General features: G+C 37.3%; 19 protein-coding genes and 1 pseudogene. 9 read left to right on the plus strand and 11 right to left on the minus strand.

Annotated features, from left to right (window positions below; genetic code table 11):
* Positions 1-363 precede the first annotated feature (363 nt).
* Complete coding sequence (locus DWA31_RS10845; protein WP_114326608.1) at positions 364-708, minus strand: rhodanese-like domain-containing protein; 345 nt, start codon at positions 706-708, stop codon at positions 364-366.
* A gap of 51 nt (positions 709-759) precedes the next feature.
* Positions 760-969, minus strand: a complete 210-nt coding sequence (locus DWA31_RS10850) for a YgaP family membrane protein (RefSeq protein WP_114326609.1) — start codon at positions 967-969, stop codon at positions 760-762.
* A 165-nt stretch (positions 970-1,134) separates the two neighbouring features.
* On the opposite strand from DWA31_RS10850, the gene DWA31_RS10855 reads away from it, so the two are divergent.
* The 6 genes from DWA31_RS10855 to DWA31_RS10880 all read left to right on the plus strand — a co-directional run bounded on the left by DWA31_RS10855 (position 1,135) and on the right by DWA31_RS10880 (position 9,194).
* Positions 1,135-1,440: an ArsR/SmtB family transcription factor gene (locus DWA31_RS10855; RefSeq protein ID WP_114326610.1), complete on the plus strand. Its 306-nt coding sequence runs from the start codon at positions 1,135-1,137 to the stop codon at positions 1,438-1,440.
* A 128-nt stretch (positions 1,441-1,568) separates the two neighbouring features.
* Positions 1,569-5,000 (plus strand): efflux RND transporter permease subunit, encoded by a 3,432-nt coding sequence (locus tag DWA31_RS10860; RefSeq protein WP_114326611.1) that lies wholly within the window; start codon positions 1,569-1,571, stop codon positions 4,998-5,000.
* Between the two features lie 2 nt (positions 5,001-5,002).
* Positions 5,003-6,079, plus strand: coding sequence for an efflux RND transporter periplasmic adaptor subunit (locus DWA31_RS10865; RefSeq protein WP_114326612.1), 1,077 nt, complete (start codon positions 5,003-5,005; stop codon positions 6,077-6,079).
* Positions 6,080-6,400: 321 nt separating this feature from the next.
* Positions 6,401-8,080 carry an energy-dependent translational throttle protein EttA gene (ettA, locus tag DWA31_RS10870; protein WP_114326613.1) on the plus strand — a complete coding sequence of 560 codons (1,680 nt, stop codon included), beginning with the start codon at positions 6,401-6,403 and terminating at the stop codon, positions 8,078-8,080.
* 184 nt (positions 8,081-8,264) lie between these two features.
* A complete protein-coding gene (locus DWA31_RS10875) occupies positions 8,265-8,627 on the plus strand; it encodes a PilZ domain-containing protein (protein WP_114326614.1) in 363 nt (120 codons plus the stop codon).
* Between the two features lie 63 nt (positions 8,628-8,690).
* The gene (locus DWA31_RS10880) at positions 8,691-9,194 is read left to right on the plus strand and encodes a glycine cleavage system transcriptional repressor (RefSeq protein WP_114326615.1); all 504 of its coding nucleotides are present in this window, start codon (positions 8,691-8,693) and stop codon (positions 9,192-9,194) included.
* Positions 9,195-9,237: 43 nt separating this feature from the next.
* On the opposite strand, the gene phoR is transcribed toward DWA31_RS10880, so the two are convergent.
* The 4 genes from phoR to DWA31_RS17855 form a co-directional block, all read right to left on the minus strand.
* Positions 9,238-10,272, minus strand: a complete 1,035-nt coding sequence (phoR, locus tag DWA31_RS10885) for a phosphate regulon sensor histidine kinase PhoR (protein WP_245942590.1) — start codon at positions 10,270-10,272, stop codon at positions 9,238-9,240.
* 170 nt (positions 10,273-10,442) lie between these two features.
* Positions 10,443-11,156, minus strand: coding sequence for a phosphate regulon transcriptional regulator PhoB (phoB, locus tag DWA31_RS10890; protein ID WP_114326617.1), 714 nt, complete (start codon positions 11,154-11,156; stop codon positions 10,443-10,445).
* Between the two features lie 412 nt (positions 11,157-11,568).
* Positions 11,569-12,318 carry a LysR family transcriptional regulator gene (locus DWA31_RS10900; RefSeq protein WP_114326618.1) on the minus strand — a complete coding sequence of 250 codons (750 nt, stop codon included), beginning with the start codon at positions 12,316-12,318 and terminating at the stop codon, positions 11,569-11,571.
* Between the two features lie 224 nt (positions 12,319-12,542).
* Positions 12,543-12,719 (minus strand): LysR family transcriptional regulator, encoded by a 177-nt coding sequence (locus tag DWA31_RS17855; RefSeq protein ID WP_114326619.1) that lies wholly within the window; start codon positions 12,717-12,719, stop codon positions 12,543-12,545.
* 150 nt (positions 12,720-12,869) lie between these two features.
* Between DWA31_RS17855 and DWA31_RS10910 the strand changes: the two genes are divergently transcribed.
* Both DWA31_RS10910 and DWA31_RS10915 read left to right on the plus strand, forming a co-directional pair.
* Positions 12,870-13,454 (plus strand): cytochrome b, encoded by a 585-nt coding sequence (locus DWA31_RS10910; protein ID WP_114326620.1) that lies wholly within the window; start codon positions 12,870-12,872, stop codon positions 13,452-13,454.
* Positions 13,454-14,038 carry a YceI family protein gene (locus DWA31_RS10915; protein WP_114326621.1) on the plus strand — a complete coding sequence of 195 codons (585 nt, stop codon included), beginning with the start codon at positions 13,454-13,456 and terminating at the stop codon, positions 14,036-14,038. Before DWA31_RS10910 ends, DWA31_RS10915 begins: the two co-directional genes overlap by 1 nt.
* Positions 14,039-14,139: 101 nt before the next feature.
* On the opposite strand, the gene hemF is transcribed toward DWA31_RS10915, so the two are convergent.
* Both hemF and DWA31_RS10925 read right to left on the minus strand, forming a co-directional pair.
* Positions 14,140-15,069: an oxygen-dependent coproporphyrinogen oxidase gene (gene hemF, locus DWA31_RS10920; RefSeq protein ID WP_114326622.1), complete on the minus strand. Its 930-nt coding sequence runs from the start codon at positions 15,067-15,069 to the stop codon at positions 14,140-14,142.
* A 108-nt stretch (positions 15,070-15,177) separates the two neighbouring features.
* Positions 15,178-16,215, minus strand: coding sequence for a phospholipase effector Tle1 domain-containing protein (locus DWA31_RS10925; protein ID WP_114326623.1), 1,038 nt, complete (start codon positions 16,213-16,215; stop codon positions 15,178-15,180).
* Between the two features lie 186 nt (positions 16,216-16,401).
* On the opposite strand from DWA31_RS10925, the gene DWA31_RS10930 reads away from it, so the two are divergent.
* A complete protein-coding gene (locus DWA31_RS10930; protein ID WP_114326624.1) occupies positions 16,402-17,127 on the plus strand; it encodes a YebC/PmpR family DNA-binding transcriptional regulator in 726 nt (241 codons plus the stop codon).
* A 534-nt stretch (positions 17,128-17,661) separates the two neighbouring features.
* Here DWA31_RS10930 and DWA31_RS10935 read toward each other — a convergent pair.
* The 3 genes and pseudogenes from DWA31_RS10935 to DWA31_RS10945 all read right to left on the minus strand — a co-directional run.
* Positions 17,662-18,366 carry a hypothetical protein gene (locus DWA31_RS10935; protein ID WP_114326625.1) on the minus strand — a complete coding sequence of 235 codons (705 nt, stop codon included), beginning with the start codon at positions 18,364-18,366 and terminating at the stop codon, positions 17,662-17,664.
* A gap of 314 nt (positions 18,367-18,680) precedes the next feature.
* Complete coding sequence (locus DWA31_RS10940) at positions 18,681-18,974, minus strand: HigA family addiction module antitoxin (protein ID WP_114326626.1); 294 nt, start codon at positions 18,972-18,974, stop codon at positions 18,681-18,683.
* Positions 18,974-19,087, minus strand: a pseudogene (locus DWA31_RS10945) (type II toxin-antitoxin system RelE/ParE family toxin); the annotation flags it as partial. The pseudogene DWA31_RS10945 and the gene DWA31_RS10940, both read right to left, overlap by 1 nt.
* Positions 19,088-19,122: the final 35 nt, after the last annotated feature.

Genomic DNA, 19,122 nt, shown 5'->3' on the forward strand with positions numbered 1-19,122 from the left:
AAAATTTCAAGCAAATACAATTAAAAATCGTAGGGTACTGTCATTTCTAACTTTAGCCAAACAAGTAATAAAGCAATTCAAAAGGCGTATCACGCTGAACTATATAGAAAAAAGTTTAAAATACTTCATTTTGAATTACCAAAAAGAAGCGTTCAACTAAAATGGGGATCCCTCAGCCCTATGGGGGTGTCTGAGCAAATCATGTTATTCGTTGCATCTCTTTTTAAGGACGCTACATGGATGTAGCTTATTAGTGAATGCAGGAGCACATTCTCCTGAATAACCATTAATAAAAAGATGCGCCTTGATCATGAATCGCTCATACATCCTGAAACGCACATTTTGAGGTATCACGGGTATAGACTAAAATACACAACAAATATCATCTAACATGGAAGTAACCACCCAAACATTTTTGTAGCCCACACGCGTTAATTGCTCAGCCGCAAAGGTAGCTCTTGCACCCGTAGCACAATGAATGAAAATAGCTAAATTTTCATCAGGATGCATTTGTAGCATTTTCATTTCTAACAAACCACGGGGAATGTTGATGGTATTTTCACCCGCTTTTTCAGCAAATTCAGCAGGCTCTCTAACATCAATAATAAGGCCATTTTCAGCCTTACATTTAACAGCAGCATCTGCCGCTGTAATAGTATTAAGCGACTGTCTCGCTTGGGCAATCACTTCAGGGATAGTTTTTAACATAGTTATTCCTTGATTTTTTCTCATTAATTTCAATTTGACACTAATCACTAACTAATCACTACAGCTAGCATTATTGTCCTTCAAACCGAGTTTTTTCAAAATTGTCATCATTAAACACCATTTAGTAAATGATGATTGTAGTAGATTTACGCCAATAAAAGCAGTAAACCATAACCAATTTTGCGAGTAAAAGTGAGTAAGCAGTAATGAAATTAAAATCATAATACCTGCGACAAAACGAAGTGCTTCATTGACCGTCATAATATATCCTCCAAACTGATTCCTTCGAACTAAATAAACATGAATGCTTATTTGCTAATTTAACATTGTCTAATTTATGTTTTTCTTATTAATATATATTAGCCTTTACTAAATTAAAGTTCAATAGTAGACTGAAGTATATTAAATATTCAGTTTGGGGCTTATATGACAAACGATAAAACTAAATTACTAGAGAATGCTCAATACGTTTCCGCTATTTTAAAACAGTTAGCTAACCCCTACCGTTTAATCATTTTATGCTCTTTAGCAAACAGTGAGCTTACTGTTGGCGATTTAAATGAGCAGGTTGATCTTTCACAATCTGCACTTTCCCAACATTTAGCTAAACTAAGGGAAAGCAAAATAGTGACCACGAGACGTGAATCACAAACAATTTACTATCGAATTTCCAATCCAAAAATAAAGGGTTTATTAGAAATTTTACAGCAACAATTTTGTGAAGATATTTAATACCAAATGAAATAATGAATGATTACTTCAATTGGTATAAGTCATTCTTATTTGATTAAATTATTATCTTCCCATTGCGGCATTAACCCATATACCCGCTCCACATTTTAAAGGACTGCTAACTCATTATGCAGACTCCAACTAATTTTATTGCAAAATTGATCAGTAGGGTTTTAGCAAGCAAACTACCCTTTATTATTTTGGTTTTATCCATGCTAGCAGGCATGATGGCACTAAATTACACACCACGAGAAGAAGAGCCACAAATAGTGGTTCCTATGATTGATGTAGTGGTTAACGCTGAGGGTGTTAATGCGCAACAAGTGGAACGCTTAGTCACCACTCCCTTAGAGAAACTTCTCGCACAGGTAAGTGGCGTTGAACATGTTTACTCCGTTACTAATAACGGCCAAACGGTAGTAACGTTGAGATTTTACGTGGGCGAAAATCGCGAAAATGCCTTACTAAATACTTATAACAAGCTTCACTCAAATACCAATAGAATTCCAGCCATTGTCACCAACTGGCGGGTACAACCGATAGAAGTAGATGATGTTCCTATTATTATGCTTGGTTTGTGGAGTAGTGATAACACCACAGTAGATGACTATGGCTTGCGCCGGTTAGCCGAAGAAGTTTCAACATTTTTACAAGCCATAGATAATACCAGTGAAGTGAATATTGTTGGAGGTCGGTCAAGAGAGATACAAGTTAACTTAGCTCCAGAACAAATGACCGCGCGTTCAGTCGCTATCGCTGATGTTTTAAATGCTATTCAAGCCTCTAATACTTTACAATATCATGGTAACCTTGCCTTAGAAAATCAGTCATTTCGTCTCGAAAGTGGTGATGTTTTTCGTGATATAGATACCTTAAAGCAGGCCCCTATTAGTGTTGTTGATGGCAGTGTTATTCTATTAAAAGATATCGCAAATATTACCGATGGCCCAGAAGAACAAAGTAGTTATACTTGGATTGACTTCGCTAATGGTCATCAACAAAAACACTATGCAAGTCATCATTCAAGTAGTAATGGCGATCATCCCATGGTTACGATCAGTGTAGCCAAACAACCGGGTAGTAATGCCGTTACCGTAGCTCAAGCGGTACATGATAAAATAGCCGCGTTACAGCAATCAATTTTTCCTCAAAATGTTCATGTCGAAGTATTACGTGATTATGGTGAAACGGCTAATGAAAAAGTAAACAACCTCACCACTAGCTTAGCGTTTGCTGTATTTACCGTGGTGGTATTTATTGCCGTTTTTTTAGGCTGGCGATCCGCTGTTGTTGTTGGCTTAGCCGTACCTATTTGTTATGGCATTACCTTGTCATTAGATTTAGCCTTCGGCTACACTATTAATCGTGTCACCTTATTCGCACTCATTTTATCTCTGGGTTTATTAGTCGACGATCCTATTACCGGTGTTGACAATATTGAACGCTATTTAAAGAATAAAAGTGGTTCTTTGCAAGACAAAATAGTGGCTGCCATCAATGAAATTAGAGTGCCCTTGTTAATGTCTACGTTAACAATCGTATTAGCTTTTATTCCCCTCGCCTATATAACCGGCATGATGGGACCTTACATGGCTCCCATGGCATTTAATGTTCCCTTAAGTGTTATCAGCTCCACCTTGGTAGCCTTTTTAGTCACCCCTTGGTTAGCATCAAAATTGATCAAACCAAAATCAGCGGCAGAACTGAATGAGGGTATTGAACAAAACCAAGGCTTCAGCCAATTTTATCGTCGTATGCTGACCCCCTTATTAGAAAATAGAAAAAAAGGTAAATTGGTTCTCTGGGTAGTACTCGTACTATTCATCGTTGCTGCCATGTTGCCCGTTATGCGTTTAGTACCACTTAAATTATTACCCTTTGACAATAAAAATGAGCTACAAGTTATTATTGATATGCCAGAAAATGCAACGTTGGAACAAACCGCAGCGATGGCTAAAATAGTGTCAAAGAAAGCACAGCAATTACCTGAAATTAAAGCAATAGCAAGCTACGTAGGTACGCCATCACCGATAGATTTCAACGGTATGGTTCGTCAATATTATCAGCGCCAAGCACCGTACATGGCTGACTTACGCATAATTTTATTGGATAAAACAGCACGGGAACACCAATCTCATGCCATCGTATTAAGATTAAGGCAGCACTTAGCGGCACTTAGCACTGACGGCGTAAATATTAAAGTAGTGGAAGTGCCACCCGGACCACCCGTATTGAGCACGTTGGTTGCCGAGCTTTATGGAGACGAATTTACTCAATACAGTGAATTACAACAAGCAGCAAAAATTGTTGAGCATAGATTAAAACAAGAGCCCTATGTGGTTGAAGTAGATTCAACGGTTGGTAGTGACCAACCAAGGGTGCGCTTTGTTAGTGATAAAATAAAAGCCGCTTTATCTGGTATTTCTACGGCGAATATTAACCAGGCTCTAGCAGTCGCTAATACAGGGGAAATTGCTGGTTACCTACATGTAGATGATGAAGCAACTCCACTCGCAATTAAAGTACAATTACCGATTGAACAACGAGAAACACTCGCTGATTTTTATCGTTTAACCATCAAGGGGCAAGCGGGTATTGTACAAAAAACCACGCCTCAAGGTATCGATATTGCACCGCAGTCACTTGTTTCATTAGGCGAATTAGGACAATTCGAACAGCAAATAAATGATAAAGCTATTTTTCATAAAGACTTAAAACCCGTTGTCTATATTACCGCTGATATTTCAGGAAGAACGCCTGCGGCTATCATTGCTGATGTAAGTAGTGATCTACAAAGCGCTTCTGCCAGCAGTAATATCGCCAAAAACAACAACGCAACAACAGAGCCAAATGATTGGACCAACCGCACTTTTCTAACAAGCGGCGGTGGTCAGTTATGGCAACTACCCGACAACATCACCTTATCTTGGCGTGGTGAAGGAGAATGGAGTATTACCTTACGTGTTTTTATCGACATGGGTATTGCTTTTGCCTTTGCACTCACCGCTATTTACCTTGTTCTTAGAATTCAAACAGGCTCAGCAGCATTATCTGGCATTATTATGTCAGCAATACCATTAACCGTTATTGGTATTATGCCGGGGTTCCTTTTGCTTAATCAATTTGGTGAACGTGAAATAGCTAACGCTCCTGAACCCGTATTATTTACCGCAACCGCCATGATAGGCATGATTGCGTTAGCTGGCATAGTTGTTAGGAATTCATTAATTTTAATTGAGTTTATTACTCAAGCACGTAATCGAGGAGAACCGATTAAAGAAGCACTAATTCAAGCTGGTTCTGTGCGTATGCGACCTGTCCTCTTAACTGCAGGAACCACTTTGTTAGGTAATTTAATTATCACCCTCGATCCCGTCTTTAGCGGTTTAGCTATCGCTATTATTTTTGGCATAATTTCTTCAACCATCTTTACACTACTCGTTGTTCCTATTGTCTACTTATTAGTTTTTGACAATGAACAATTAAACCAAATCAACACAGCTGATAAAAAAAATCCAACAACTAGCTCTATGAACAAATCAACTAAGGCGCAGGTATAGTCATGACTCACACGAAAGCAGATAAAAGCACGATACAAAAAATACTTATTCCTGTGATAGCCGTAACTATTCTTCTGTTAATGGTGGCATGGCTTGCCGGATCATTTAATGAAAAAGTATCACCGGGATTGAATAATAAAATAAGCGCGGCAAAGATTGAACAGCAAAAAATCTATACTCTCGTGGCCAGTAAAAATACCATTTTCGAGCCGGTAGCTGCGAGTCTTGAAGCAAAACAAGCAACCATTATTTCCGCTAGAATTTTAGCGCGTATTGAAAAAATAAACAGTAGAGCAGGCGACCTTGTAAAAAAAGGTGACCTATTAATTCAATTAGAGCAAAACGACTTACAATCGCAAGTGTTACAAGCCAAACAAACTGTTAATGCGATGCAAGCTAGAGTTAAAGAAGCGAAACAAAACTTTGATCGCGCTGTTGAGTTATTTAAAACAAAACTAGTTTCTGAATTTGAATTAGATAAAAATCGCGCCTCTTATCAAACTATTCATGCTGAATTAACCGCAGCTCAACAAGCCTTTTCTCAAGCACAAACAACCTTAAGTTATGCCACTTTGATAGCGCCAATTGATGGACGCATAGTTGACCGTTTTGCTGAGCCCGGCGACACAGCTCAACCGGGAGTCAAATTATTATCATTGTATAACCCGTTATCTTTACGCGTAGAAGCACAAGTACGTGAGCAGCTTGCGTTAACATTAAGCAATGGGCAAGAGATAGAAATTGAATTACCCAGCGTAAATAAAACAATTATGGGTGAAATAGAAGAAATAGTCCCTGCGGCAAACACGGGTTCACGAAGTTTTTTAATTAAAGCACGTATTACTTACCATGAAAATTTATTACCTGGCATGTACGCACGTATGTTAATTCCCGCAGGCGAACAAATCCAGTTAACGATTCCCGCAATCAACGTTGCTCACGTTGGCCAACTAGATTTTGTTTGGCTTAATGTTGATGGTAAAATTCAACGTCGCTTCGTTAGATTAGGTAAAGAAAAAAATGGCAGGGTCACGGTAATTTCAGGCTTAATGGCTGGAGATGAAATAATAACACCTTAAATACAATTTTTTGATAAAGATTTAAACTTGTTAATTTACTATTAATAGCTATCAGCATCTTGATTTGAAAAATAGTCCTAATTATCTCTTAAATATTTAAAGGCTAAACTACAGCATTCATTAAGTTTGGTGCTTTTTATTTCTAATGGCTTATTCATTACATTTAACAGTATTAGACGACGGCATATTAGTACTGATCATGAATACTTAATTTCAGCTTAAATAGTTTTAACTGAAATCATCTAATCACATTTGCTTGCCTAGCCCCTTTACCCTAAAATATCGACAATTATAATTATCTTCAAATAAAAAGGTATCTACATGGCTCAGCCGTTACCAGATAAATTCATCATGACGATGAATCGAGTTTCTAAAGTAGTTCCACCAAAGCGTACTATTTTAAAAGACATTTCTCTTTCATTTTTTCCTGGTGTTAAAATAGGGGTTTTAGGTTTAAACGGTTCTGGTAAATCGACCCTACTTCGCATAATGGCCGGTGTTGATACTGAATTTGAAGGTGAAGCTACGGCATTAGCTGGCACTAATATTGGTTATTTACCGCAAGAACCAATCCTTGATGAAACGAAGACGGTTAGAGAAATCGTTGAAGAAGGCGTTGCTACCGTTAAAAATGCGTTAGCACGTCTTGACCAAGTCTATAACGAATACGCTGAAGAAGGTGCTGACTTTGATAAGCTAGCTAAAGAGCAAGGCGAGCTAGAAGATATTATTAATAGCAACGATGGTCATAATATTGATAACGTACTTGAACGTGCAGCTGACGCCTTACGTTTACCTGAATGGAATCAAGTAATTAAAGTATTAAGTGGTGGTGAACGTCGTCGTGTTGCCCTTTGTCGTTTATTACTACAAAAACCTGACATGCTACTGCTTGATGAACCAACTAACCATTTAGATGCTGAATCGGTTGCTTGGTTAGAGCGTTTCTTACATGACTACCCTGGCACTGTGGTAGCAATTACCCATGATAGATACTTCTTAGATAATGTTGCTGGTTGGATCTTAGAGCTTGATAGAGGACACGGTATTCCTTATGAAGGTAACTACTCTTCATGGTTAGAGCAAAAAGATGCGCGTCTTGAGCAAGAAAGTAAAAGCGAAAGTGCATTACAAAGAACCATCAAACAAGAGCTTGAATGGGTACGTTCAAACCCGAAAGCGCGTCAATCAAAAAGCAAAGCCCGTATGGCACGTTTTGAAGAGCTTAATAGCCAAGCTCATCAAAAACGTAATGAAACCAACGAACTTTATATTCCACCTGGGCCACGCTTAGGCGATAAAGTACTCGACGTTAATAACTTAACAAAATCTTTTGGCGATAGAGTACTCATTGATGACTTAAGCTTTAGCGTTCCTAAAGGTGCCATCGTAGGTATTATCGGACCAAACGGTGCGGGTAAATCAACACTATTCAAAATAATGTCAGGTGCTGAAAAACCAGATTCGGGAAATGTAGAGCTTGGTGATACTGTTAAGCTTGCCAGTGTTGATCAGTTCCGCGATGACATGGACAACAGCAAAACTGTTTACCAAGAAATATCTCAAGGCCATGAAATTTTACAAATTGGTACTTTTGAAATCCCAAGCCGTGCTTATGTTAGTCGTTTTAACTTTAAAGGTAACGATCAACAAAAGATCATCGGTGACTTATCTGGTGGTGAGCGTAACCGTGTTCATTTAGCCAAACTTGTGCAAACAGGTGGTAATGTATTGCTCCTTGATGAACCAACAAACGATCTAGATGTTGAAACGCTACGTGCACTTGAAGAGGCCTTATTAGAGTTCCCTGGTTGTGCTATGGTTATTTCACATGACCGTTGGTTCTTAGACAGAATAGCGACTCATATTTTAGATTATCGTGATGAAGGTCAAATCAACTTCTATGAAGGTAACTTCACTGATTATGAAGCTTGGTTGAAGAAAACATTAGGACCTGCGGCTACCGAGCCACACAGAATTAGATATAAAAAAATAGGTTAATCACTACGTGAAAATAGCCATTACTACTAACTTAGTAAATTTTCTGTGATTAGTTGATAAACTTATTATAAAAAGCCAGTTAAAATTTTGATTTTAACTGGCTTTTTTATGCCCTGTAACTTTGTACTTTTCAATAAAAGGGAGTTATGCTAAAGACACATAATACTAAAATGTAATAGTTAAAATGGAAGATAGAAGACAATTTACTCGCATTTTATTTTCAATAAGTGCAGAGATAGAAATTGAAGATAAGACATACCCTGTATCCATTCATGATATATCACTTAATGGTGCTCTAGTTACTGCCATAGACAGTGAAAACTCATTAAAAGGTAAACTAGGTACTTTAAGCTTTTTTCTGTCTGATAATGAATCAGAAGTGACCATGAACATTACTATTGTTCACGAAGAAGAAAACGAAACAGGTTTGCAGTGTAATGCTATTGATATTGACAGTGTTACTCACTTACGTCGCTTAATTGAACTAAATTTAGGTGATAGCGAACAACTAAACAAAGAGCTTAGCCAATTGTCTCGTACGAATTAATTTTATTTTCCTCTTACCAGAACTCATATTAACAACACCCATTACCGCATTTAAGGAAACCTTATGAACCATCTTGTTATTTCTTGTATTGGCCCAGATAGAACGGGTATCGTTGACACTTTATCTACAATTATTAGCCGTCATAATGGTAATTGGCAAGTGAGTAGCTTGCACCATTTGTCAGGTTTTTTTGCTGGTGTAATTGAAGTGGCTGTGGATGAAAAAAACACTCAAGTATTAACCTCTGACCTTAAAAACATAGCAGGTTTAAGCTGCCAAATAGAGTTAGCTGAGCCAAACTCATCACAAGTAAGCACTAACTTAGTCTTAGAATTAACCGCTAATGATAGAGCGGGTATAGTGCAAGAAATTTCATCAGTGATTCACCAACAGGGTGGAAATTTAATTAAACTTGTTAGTTCGCAATCAAGTGCTCCACATACAGGCCAACTAATGTTTAAAGCAAAAGTGCAAGTAGCAATGAAAGACGATAATCTAGATGACTTAATTAGTGCTTTAGAGCATATTGCTGACGATCTAATGGTAGATATTACTAAGTCATCTTAATGTAGATGCGTGACAGGGAGCGCGTAGTGAGTTTAAAAATACATTAACAAACTAAACCTTCATCAAAATAAATAGCAAATTCACTACCCTGCCCCCATTCACTAGTGATAACTAATTCTGCTTTATGATGAAGTAGAACATGTTTAACAATCGCTAATCCTAGGCCTGATCCACCTGTATCACGAGAGCGCGATTTATCAATACGATAAAAACGTTCAGTAAGCCTATTAAGTTGATCAGCCTTAATACCGTCACCATTATCTTTAACGCTAAAAATAACCTTATCGCCATTACGTCGCCAACTCACATCAATTATGCCGTCAGCTGGTGTATAAGCGATGGCATTCGAAATTAAATTAGCACAAGCACTCTTTAATTCTGTTTCAATACCAAAAACACCAATCCCTTGGGTAATGTGTGTACGAAGCTCATGTTGTTTGGTTTGATTAAGCCATTTAGCATCTTCAACAAGGTTTTCCACTAATGCTGGCATATCAACTTCTTTCATATCCTCGTCATCACGATTGTTTTCAACTTTCGATAAACTTAACAGTTGCTCAACTAAACGTTCCATCCGAGATACTTGACCTTCAATGGTAGTAAAAACTTTTTTCCAATGGGGATCTAACGCATGATCTGTTTCTTGGATCATTTCCACATAACCGCGTACTACCGTTAAGGGTGTTTTTAGTTCATGAGAAACATTGGCGACAAATTCTCGACGCATTTTTTTCAGGCGATGATACTTAGCAATAGCGCGAGACATAAGAATAACTCGCTCACCACCAAATGACATAACAGATATTTCTAACTGCAATTCATCATTAATGGGCGATTTAATCGAACAAGGTGTTTCAAACTTACCTTGTTGAAGGTAATCTGAAAATTCTGGATCTATAAGTAACTGCTCAATATGCTTACCAACATCATCAGGAAAGCGTACACCGAGTAAACGTTGCGCTTTTTTATTTCCTGACATTATCACTAAATCAAGTGATAAAATTAACGCCGCATCGGGTAATGCTTCAATACCAGAATGAAAACGAAAATCTTGCTTACTAGGAGTTAGAGTGTGCATTTTACATATCATATTTTTACGTACCTATGCACATGGATCAGGACGTCATCCCCGTAGTGTATTAATCGGGGATCCAGTTTCTAAAAAGTAATGGCTCTTCAACAAAAGACTTCGAAGATGACGCTATTAATGAACTCCTGAGTAAAGTAGATAGGCAAATTTATTAATAACTAAGCTAACTTTTTAACTTTACTCGTCAACTTTCCAGAGAAGCGATAACCTGAACCACGAACAGTTTGAACAAACTCTTCATGTCCTGCACCAGAAATTGCTTTTCTTAAACGTCTAATGTGTACATCAACGGTTCTATCTTCTACGTAAACATTGGTGCCCCAAACATTATCAAGAAGCTGCTCACGTGAATAAACGCGCTCTGTGTGAGTCATAAAGAAGTGTAATAAACGAAATTCTGTCGGCCCTAAATCTAAGGATTCTTCATTAATAGTCACTTGATGGGCAACGGGATCTAATTTCAAACCATGAAATTCAACTTTTTCTGATAACGAGGTTGGCGAAACTCGGCGAATAACCGCTTTAATACGGGCAATAAGTTCTTTAGGGGAAAAAGGCTTAGTTACATAGTCATCAACACCCGCATCAAGACCTTTAACTTTATCATCTTCATCGGCACGAGCCGTGAGCATAATAATAGGAATATTACGGCTATATTCATTCTGTTTTAATTCTTTGGCAAGCTTAACGCCACTTCCACCGGGTAACATCCAATCCAGTAAAATCAAATCTGGATAAGGTTCTACAATTTTTTCCTTAGCCTGCTTTATATCAATAGCCTCAACTGAATTAAAGCCATTTTGCTCTAAAACAAAAGTGATCATTTCCCTAATCGGGGTTTCATCTTCAACAACTAAAATGTATCCGCTCATACATACGCCTTAAATATATATACCCGTTCCACTTGAAGAGGCTCGTTTCAGGAAGTCTGAGCGATTCATAATCAAGGCACATTTTTTATTAAGGGTTACTCCCTTAAACAAATATGTAACGCAGAGTATGATTTGCTCAGCCTTCCCCAAAGGGCTGGTTTAGAAACGCTTTATGCTGCTTTATTGATTTCGACAATAGAATAACTATTCTCTTCAATCAATGCCTTGCCTAAAGGCGTTTCTAATTCCAGCTGAATCATGCATCTTCAAGTGAAACGGGTATAGTCTGAATGTAATTTCTTATTACGTTTTCTTATTACACTATTGTGCAGATCAAAAGTGACACTTTTATGACAACGCTTAAATAAACATCATCATTTACTAAAAATGTAATATTATTACGTCTGAAATATTATTCACTCAAGTGCACTAATTTTAAATTTTGCCATAATTTTTCCGCGACTGGCCCTAATAAATTTGATTTTAATTTTATTGCTTGATAATTCAAAGCTATTTTCGTATCAAAATTTTCCATATTCAATGCTAATAAAGTGTGTTGTGCTAATTCATCTTCAATCATGTAGTCTGGCAATCGTCCCCATCCTATTCCACTCATTATCAAGGTTTTTTTAGTACTAAAATCATTTACATACCAACATCGTTGTCCTGTTTGTACACTATAATTCACGCCTTGACTGCTTTGCCCAGAATCTTGCACAACTATTTGATATTCATTATTTAATTCTGCAACTGACATCAGCGTAGGATGGCGTTCGACAAAACGAGGGGCTGCAACGTTACATAAGTAACCTTGATAAAGTTTATTTGCTTCAAATTGCCCTGATTGCAATGCTAAATTATCAATAGTAGTCAGTGCTAAGTCTGCTTGTGCTGATTTCACTGCCTCTAATGCACCATTAATATATTCTTGTTTTAAAATAATTTGCGTATGCGGAAATTCAGTTTGTGTCATTTCTAGCACCGGTAATATTTTTTTTAAGTCATAAGAGGCTTCTATCGCTATACTCGCCTCATTACCTGCCGTTAGAAAAGTAGCTAACTGTTTCATATGCTCAGCTTCATCAAGCAATCGTAATGCATGTTGATAAATTTTTTTACCGTTACTGGTTAATGACAATCGATAACCTTGACGATCAAACAACTGCAATCCTAATTGAGCCTCTAGTTGTTTATATCCATACCACCTCAAGATGCGAGTTTCAGGACTACAGAGAAATTATTGATCAAGGCGCATATTTTATTAATGGTTGTTCCCTTAATAAGAGATATAACGATGAGCATGATTTTCTCTGTAGCCCCCGCAGGGCGAGTTTAAAAGGCGTATATACCGCGTTATCGATTTTGACAATAGAATAACTATTATCTTCAATCAATGCCTAGCCTATAAGCCTTTAAATTCTCGCTGAATCCTGCATCTTGAAGTGGCATGGGTATAATACCTTGGCTAATAGCCGGTTGCGTTTTGAAAAGTTTTGCGCTCGCACTTTTAAGGCTGCCTAATTCCGCTACTTGCTTTAGCATTTTTAATTGTTCAAGCGTCATCAACTTACCTATATTAATTATAATCAGAAACACTCACATTAAGTAAAAGTTAACAACTTACAAATAAAGCTTCAATATTTATTTATTAATTTCATGTCATACTACTACCTATCGATGAAGCACAACTTTTAGATGAGATAAAACAAAGCAATGAATAACACTCAAACCAATTATGGCTATGTCAGTATGTTTTTTCATTGGTTATCAGCGCTAAGCATTATTGGTTTGTTTGCTTTAGGTTATTACATGGTAGATTTAACGTACTACCATCAATGGTATAAAACAGCACCTGAATTGCATAAAAGTATTGGTGTTTTACTGTTTATTTTTATGGTAATTAGACTGATCTGGCGCTATAAACAATTAACACCAGCGCATTTAGCTAGTCACAGTAATTTAGAACGTAAAGCAGGTAAATTTATTCATTCCACACTCTACTTACTGATATTCATTATTATGATCAGTGGTTATTTAATTTCTACCGCAGATGATCGTGGCATTGACGTGTTTGAACTTTTTATAATACCTGGCTTTGGCTCATTTATTGAAAACCAAGAAGACATTGCTGGCCTCGTACATAAATGGTTAGCTTACGTACTGATAATACTTTCATTGCTACATGCAATAGCAGCACTTAAACATCACTTTATTGATAAAGATAACACCTTAAACAGAATGATTGGCAGACGCCGAAAAAATCTTAGCCAATCGACAATTAAAATGGATAATACTTAATGAAAAAAACAATAACTAAACTAGCCATAACATCCCTTATAACTGGCTCAATGTTTATGCCGGCAGTAAATGCGGTCAACTATGTTATTGATAATAAAGGCGCACATGCATCAATCAACTTTAAAATTAAGCACTTAGGCTATAGTTGGTTAACTGGACGCTTCGATAAATTCGATGGTAAATTTAGTTATGATCCTGCTAATGTGTCGGCTTCAAAAATTGAAGTAAATATCGATACCAGTAGTATAAACTCTAATCATGCTGAGCGTGACAAACATTTAAAAAGTGATGATTTTCTTGATGTAAGTGCTTTTGCTAATGCTAAGTTTGTTAGTGAATCAGTGACCAAAAAAGCTGATGGCCAATTAGCCGTAACGGGTGTGTTAACGCTACATGGCGTTAGTAAAACGATCACTATTGATGCACAAGCTATCGGTGAAGGAAAAGACCCTTGGGGCGGATACCGTGCAGGCTTTAGTGGCACAACCACTATAGCGTTAACTGATTTTTCTATCAAATTGAGCGCAGGTCCAGCCTCTACTCATGTGCAATTAGATTTACATATTGAAGGGATAAAACAGTAACATTAACCATATCCGTGAACATTCAAAGCGCATATTTCAGAATGCACTTTGCGTGATCGTGGGTATAAAGTGTTATATTAATTAATAATTCTATATAAAAGTTATAACCAATCTCGTGGTACTAAATAGTGACTAAGTTGAGCTTCATCGCTATTTTCTTCGGGTTGATAGTTATACTCCCACCGTGCTAATGGCGGCATCGACATTAAAATAGACTCTGTTCTACCGCCTGACTGTAATCCAAATAAAGTACCACGATCAAATACCAAGTTAAACTCAACATATCTACCACGGCGGTATAATTGAAATTGTCGCTGTTGTTCTGTGTATTCATCATTTTTACGACGATTCATTATAGGAACATATGCATCAATATAACCTTGACCCACTGCTTTAATATATTGTAAACACGTATCAAACTCCCACTTGTTCAAATCATCAAAAAACAAACCACCAACACCACGTGTTTCATCTCTATGCTTTAAGTAAAAATAGTCATCACACCATTTTTTATAATCGCTATAAACTTGTTCTCCAAAAGGAGAACATAAATCATGCGCTACTTGGTGCCAATGAACAACATCCTCATCGACAGGGTAAAAAGGCGTCAAATCAAAACCGCCGCCAAACCACCATACTGGCTCTTCTCCTTCTTTCTCCGCGATAAAAAAGCGCACATTGGCGTGTGAAGTAGGAATATGAGGATTTTTCGGATGAATAACTAAAGAAACTCCACAAGCCTGCCATGTACGACCTGCTAATTCTGGTCTATGTGCTGTCGCTGACGGGGGTAATTTATCACCTGAAACAACTGAAAAATTAACGCCTCCTTGTTCTATTACATCGCCATTGGTCAATACACGCGTGCGACCTCCACCGCCTTCTTTACGTTTCCAATTATCCTCAATAAACTTACCACTACCATCAGCTTGTTCTAATGCATGGCAAATTTGATCTTGTAATTGTTTTAAAAACTCAATAACGATTGAGATATCAGGAACTTTATTTGGGTTAGCGATAGACTGATTCATGAAATAATAATTTTCCGAAAGGGATACGTGAATAAGGCATTATTATACCAAGCAAATTCAAAATGCTAAACTAATACCAAGTGAATTAATCAATGATATGGCTTTTAACTAATCTAAACTACTGATGCCGTGCTGTATATTTGTGGTCACACCTTGATCATCTTCAATTTTAAAATGCACATCTCTTAAGGCATAAGGACGGTAGTCACTCACCTGTGCAAACCGCTCTGCAACACTGTGGTGAATAATAGGCGCATGGTCCGATATAACATCGTTGACATTTACCCGAACTAAACGAGGAGATAAGGTAACTGAATTGGTATTAGTGCGAACCTGAGTATGTAATTTCCCAGCAGGTAAAGGTTTTATATTCAGGTCATCAACACAAATAGCATCTTGAGCACCCGGTATTTTAAGCCCTTCATAATCAATATCTTTCACATCGATTATCGTTAATTCGTTCTCTACACATTTAAGCATATATTGCAGTGTTATATCAGACAAACCGTCAAACCAATAACTGCCGCCAATATCAGAATGTACGCCCGAAAACCAGAGTTCGTTAATCCGGCTATCATGATTAAAAAGAGTGGGTTGAAATAAAATGCGCTTTTCATCTAATGACAATAAATGTACCGCTTTTTTAACATGAGCACCAAGCGTACCATTTTCAAAGACAATACCACTAGCAGGATAAGTATCAGGGTTTAAATCCAGTGAGCCTCGCGTTGCAGCAACCGTATCAAAAACACCTAAAAACTTAACATTGTGCGATAAATTAGCGGCAAACATACGGGCAATTGCAGCACCGCGACTAAAGCCAAAAATATAAATATCATCACCTTCAGCAAAGTTAGCCTTTAAATCAGCCTGTGCTTCATCAAGAATATCATCCATATCACCGTAAGGCGGTGAAAACATAGCATTGAATTTACGTTTCAACCAATTACCACGTGTACCGACACCACTGTAATAAAAGCTATGTTGCTCTTTCAATGTGGCGTTAACGCCATTTTTCGGACTGAGTTTACCACCAAAAAAAGCATGCAGCTTCAGTACATTACTAATACTAGTATCTTCAAAAAAATCTGCTGAGTCTTCTGGCGTATTACATGTACCATCAAAACAAAAAATTAACTTTTTCATAATATCCTCTCATCCATATTAGGTTAACGTATTAAAAATAGGAGATATCATCATAATTAGCAAGCGACTAACTAACACCATTATTCAAAAAATCCTACAATAGTTAATAACATGGGCTAGTCAACAGCACATTCAAACTGTAGAATCTATGGCATTATTATTTAGCCAATAGAAGAAGCATTTAAGATGGGCAGAGCTTACCAAAACCGTAAATTATCCATGGCCAAAACCGCCGGTGCAAAAACCAAAGTTTATTCAAAGTACGGAAAGGCAATTTACGTTTGTGCTAAAAATGGCGGAACAGATCCCGATGGTAACTTATCGTTACGTAGCTTAATTGATAAAGCAAAAAAAGATCAAGTGCCTACTCATGTGATTGATAATGCGCTAAAAAAAGCATCTGGTGCTGGTGGTGAAGATTTTGTTGAAGCACGTTATGAAGGTTTTGGTCCTGGTAATTGCATGGTAATTATTGACTGTTTAACCGATAACGGTAATCGAACCATTAAAGATGTACGCCAGTGTTTTACTAAAACGCATTCAAAAATTGGCTCTTCTGGCACTGTTTCACACATGTTTGATCACCAAGCTATATTTGCTTTTAAAGGTGAAGATGACGAAACCGTTTTAGAAAACTTAATGATGGCTGACATTGATGTTAGTGATGTTGAGTTAGAAGATGGCATTATTACCGTTTACGCACCACATACTGAATTCTTTAAAATAAAAACCGAATTTGCTAACTCTATGCCTGAGTTTGAACTAGAAGTTGAAGAAATCACCTGGGTACCACAAAATTATATCGATATTGAAGGTGAAGATGATCTCGCCAACTTTGAAAAATTCATCGACATGTTAGATGATTGTGATGACGTACAAAACGTATATCACAACGCAGAAGTAAAAGATTAACCAATAAAAAATCAATTGAACTAACACACCAAACCCATCTTTATGATGGGTTTTTTTATATTCTGAATTAAGTGTATTTCGCGATGCCAAGGAGCCTTAGAATAAGTTCGATTAGAAGGCAGTTATGCCACTTGTTGACCTTAGCATTTTCAAATTTCTACTAAAAATTTTTGTATATTTTAATCTAGAGCGGACATGACTGAACAACCACATTACGTTAGCCGTTTCCTGATAGCGGACGTTCGGTATAGATGAGAACAGATGTATCTTGATGATAATTTTGTGCCGATAACCCATTAAATCTGAGTGTGAACTTAGTCACCACAGTGGTCGTTCACATAATAGTATTCGTATGACTTCAAAGTGCGTAATGAAAACCTAAAAATTTTAAAAGTTAAAAGTCGTCTTAGATTTGAACAGAAGACATTGATAAGTTGATGCTTTCACTTAATAAAACTTTAAATAATAAAGTGAAATTTAACAAATGAACAAGGATAAAAAACAGTTTTCAGTTATTAGGAGCTTCTTTTGGGCTTAGTCTGTAATTACTACCTTATACGGGAATTCTCCGACAGATGTTTCTCTGACTCGGATGCTTAGAAAGTATTGCTGCCCATCATAAAGAATAGGACCGGTGAAAGCATGGCCGTGAAATGAAGGCACATCAGTACTCTCTAGCAAAACCTGATTCTCATTATAGAGTTCCATATATAGATCAGACCCTGCATACCAGGGTTGTTGACAATCGGTCGGTGTTGCGCACAGGTAAATGGTTATAGTTGGCTCGCCATCGATAATGAATGCTAAGTAATCTATAGGATCTGAGCTGTTGTCGACCGAGCCAGTCGTAGATACACCACTTTGAGGGCGGAGAATAAATGGGGTTGCCTGCTCAAAGATATCATTTGGCTCGGTTTGGGTAATGAGAGTGGTTGTCCAGTTAGCGGCAACAAAGTCGTCATCAATCACGCCTTGGTCGGGGTCGATCACTGGCACATTAGCGTCCTCTTCACAAAGCACCTCTTCGGTGCACTGTCCGCTGTACCAAGCAAGAGTCAGCGCAATACCAAAAGGATCCCGAAATACCGAGGTCGGGCAGTAATAAATACTGGTTTTAGTACATTTTTCTGGGTTACCTGATGTAGAACTGTCATCGTCTCCTCCGCCACAAGCAGAAAGTAAGGCCACAACAATTATTATAGGTGTAACTTTATCAAAGGAAAGTGGAAAACCAGCCATAGTTTGGCCTCAATAAGTATTAATACTGGAAGTATAGTCTATATAGAGTAAATGTTTGGTCAGCCCTATATAGAGCTTAGAGGGGTCGTAATGATGGTGACGGTTATTTGCCTTCTGTGAACATAAAATGAGTCTTAAAACCGATCATGTTAACGTCCGCTAAGTCGAATATTTTTAAGTTAGATATCGACCTACTTAGGTCAACTAACTGATTTACAGTTGACCTCAACAAGCACTAAAAATTTCAAATCCTTACTCCTCCTTAGCGCACCAAAAAGTCATACTGTTCTTATTTGTTATATTTTTTATGTTTTTTATGTCACTGCAAAGTTTACCAAGTGAACATTAGTTAAATTAATGTGTTGTTTAGCGTGCCAAAGATCATAATTATCTGGCATTGATAGCCAACTCTCAGGAGTTCTGCCAATTGCTTTTGATAAGCGAAGTGCCATTTCCGGAGATATAGCATTTTGACCTTTTAGAACTCGATTTAAGGTAGAAGAAGCTACGTCTAATTGCTTTGCTAAATAGCGACAGCTAAAACCAGCAGGCTCCAAATAAACATCGTAAATGAACTCCCCTGGATGTGGTGGGTTATGCATAGTCATTAATGATAGCCCTCATAGTTGAGAATAAAAGCATTACCATCGATAAACTCAAAAGTAATACGCCAATTGCCATTTACAGTAATAGACCAAATCCCATCTCGATTGCCTTTTAATAGTAAAACAATAATTGAGTTTCAATGGTTTATGG

Origin of the sequence: Candidatus Colwellia aromaticivorans, assembly GCF_003333305.1 — a bacterium.
GTDB lineage: Bacteria > Pseudomonadota > Gammaproteobacteria > Enterobacterales > Alteromonadaceae > Colwellia > Colwellia aromaticivorans.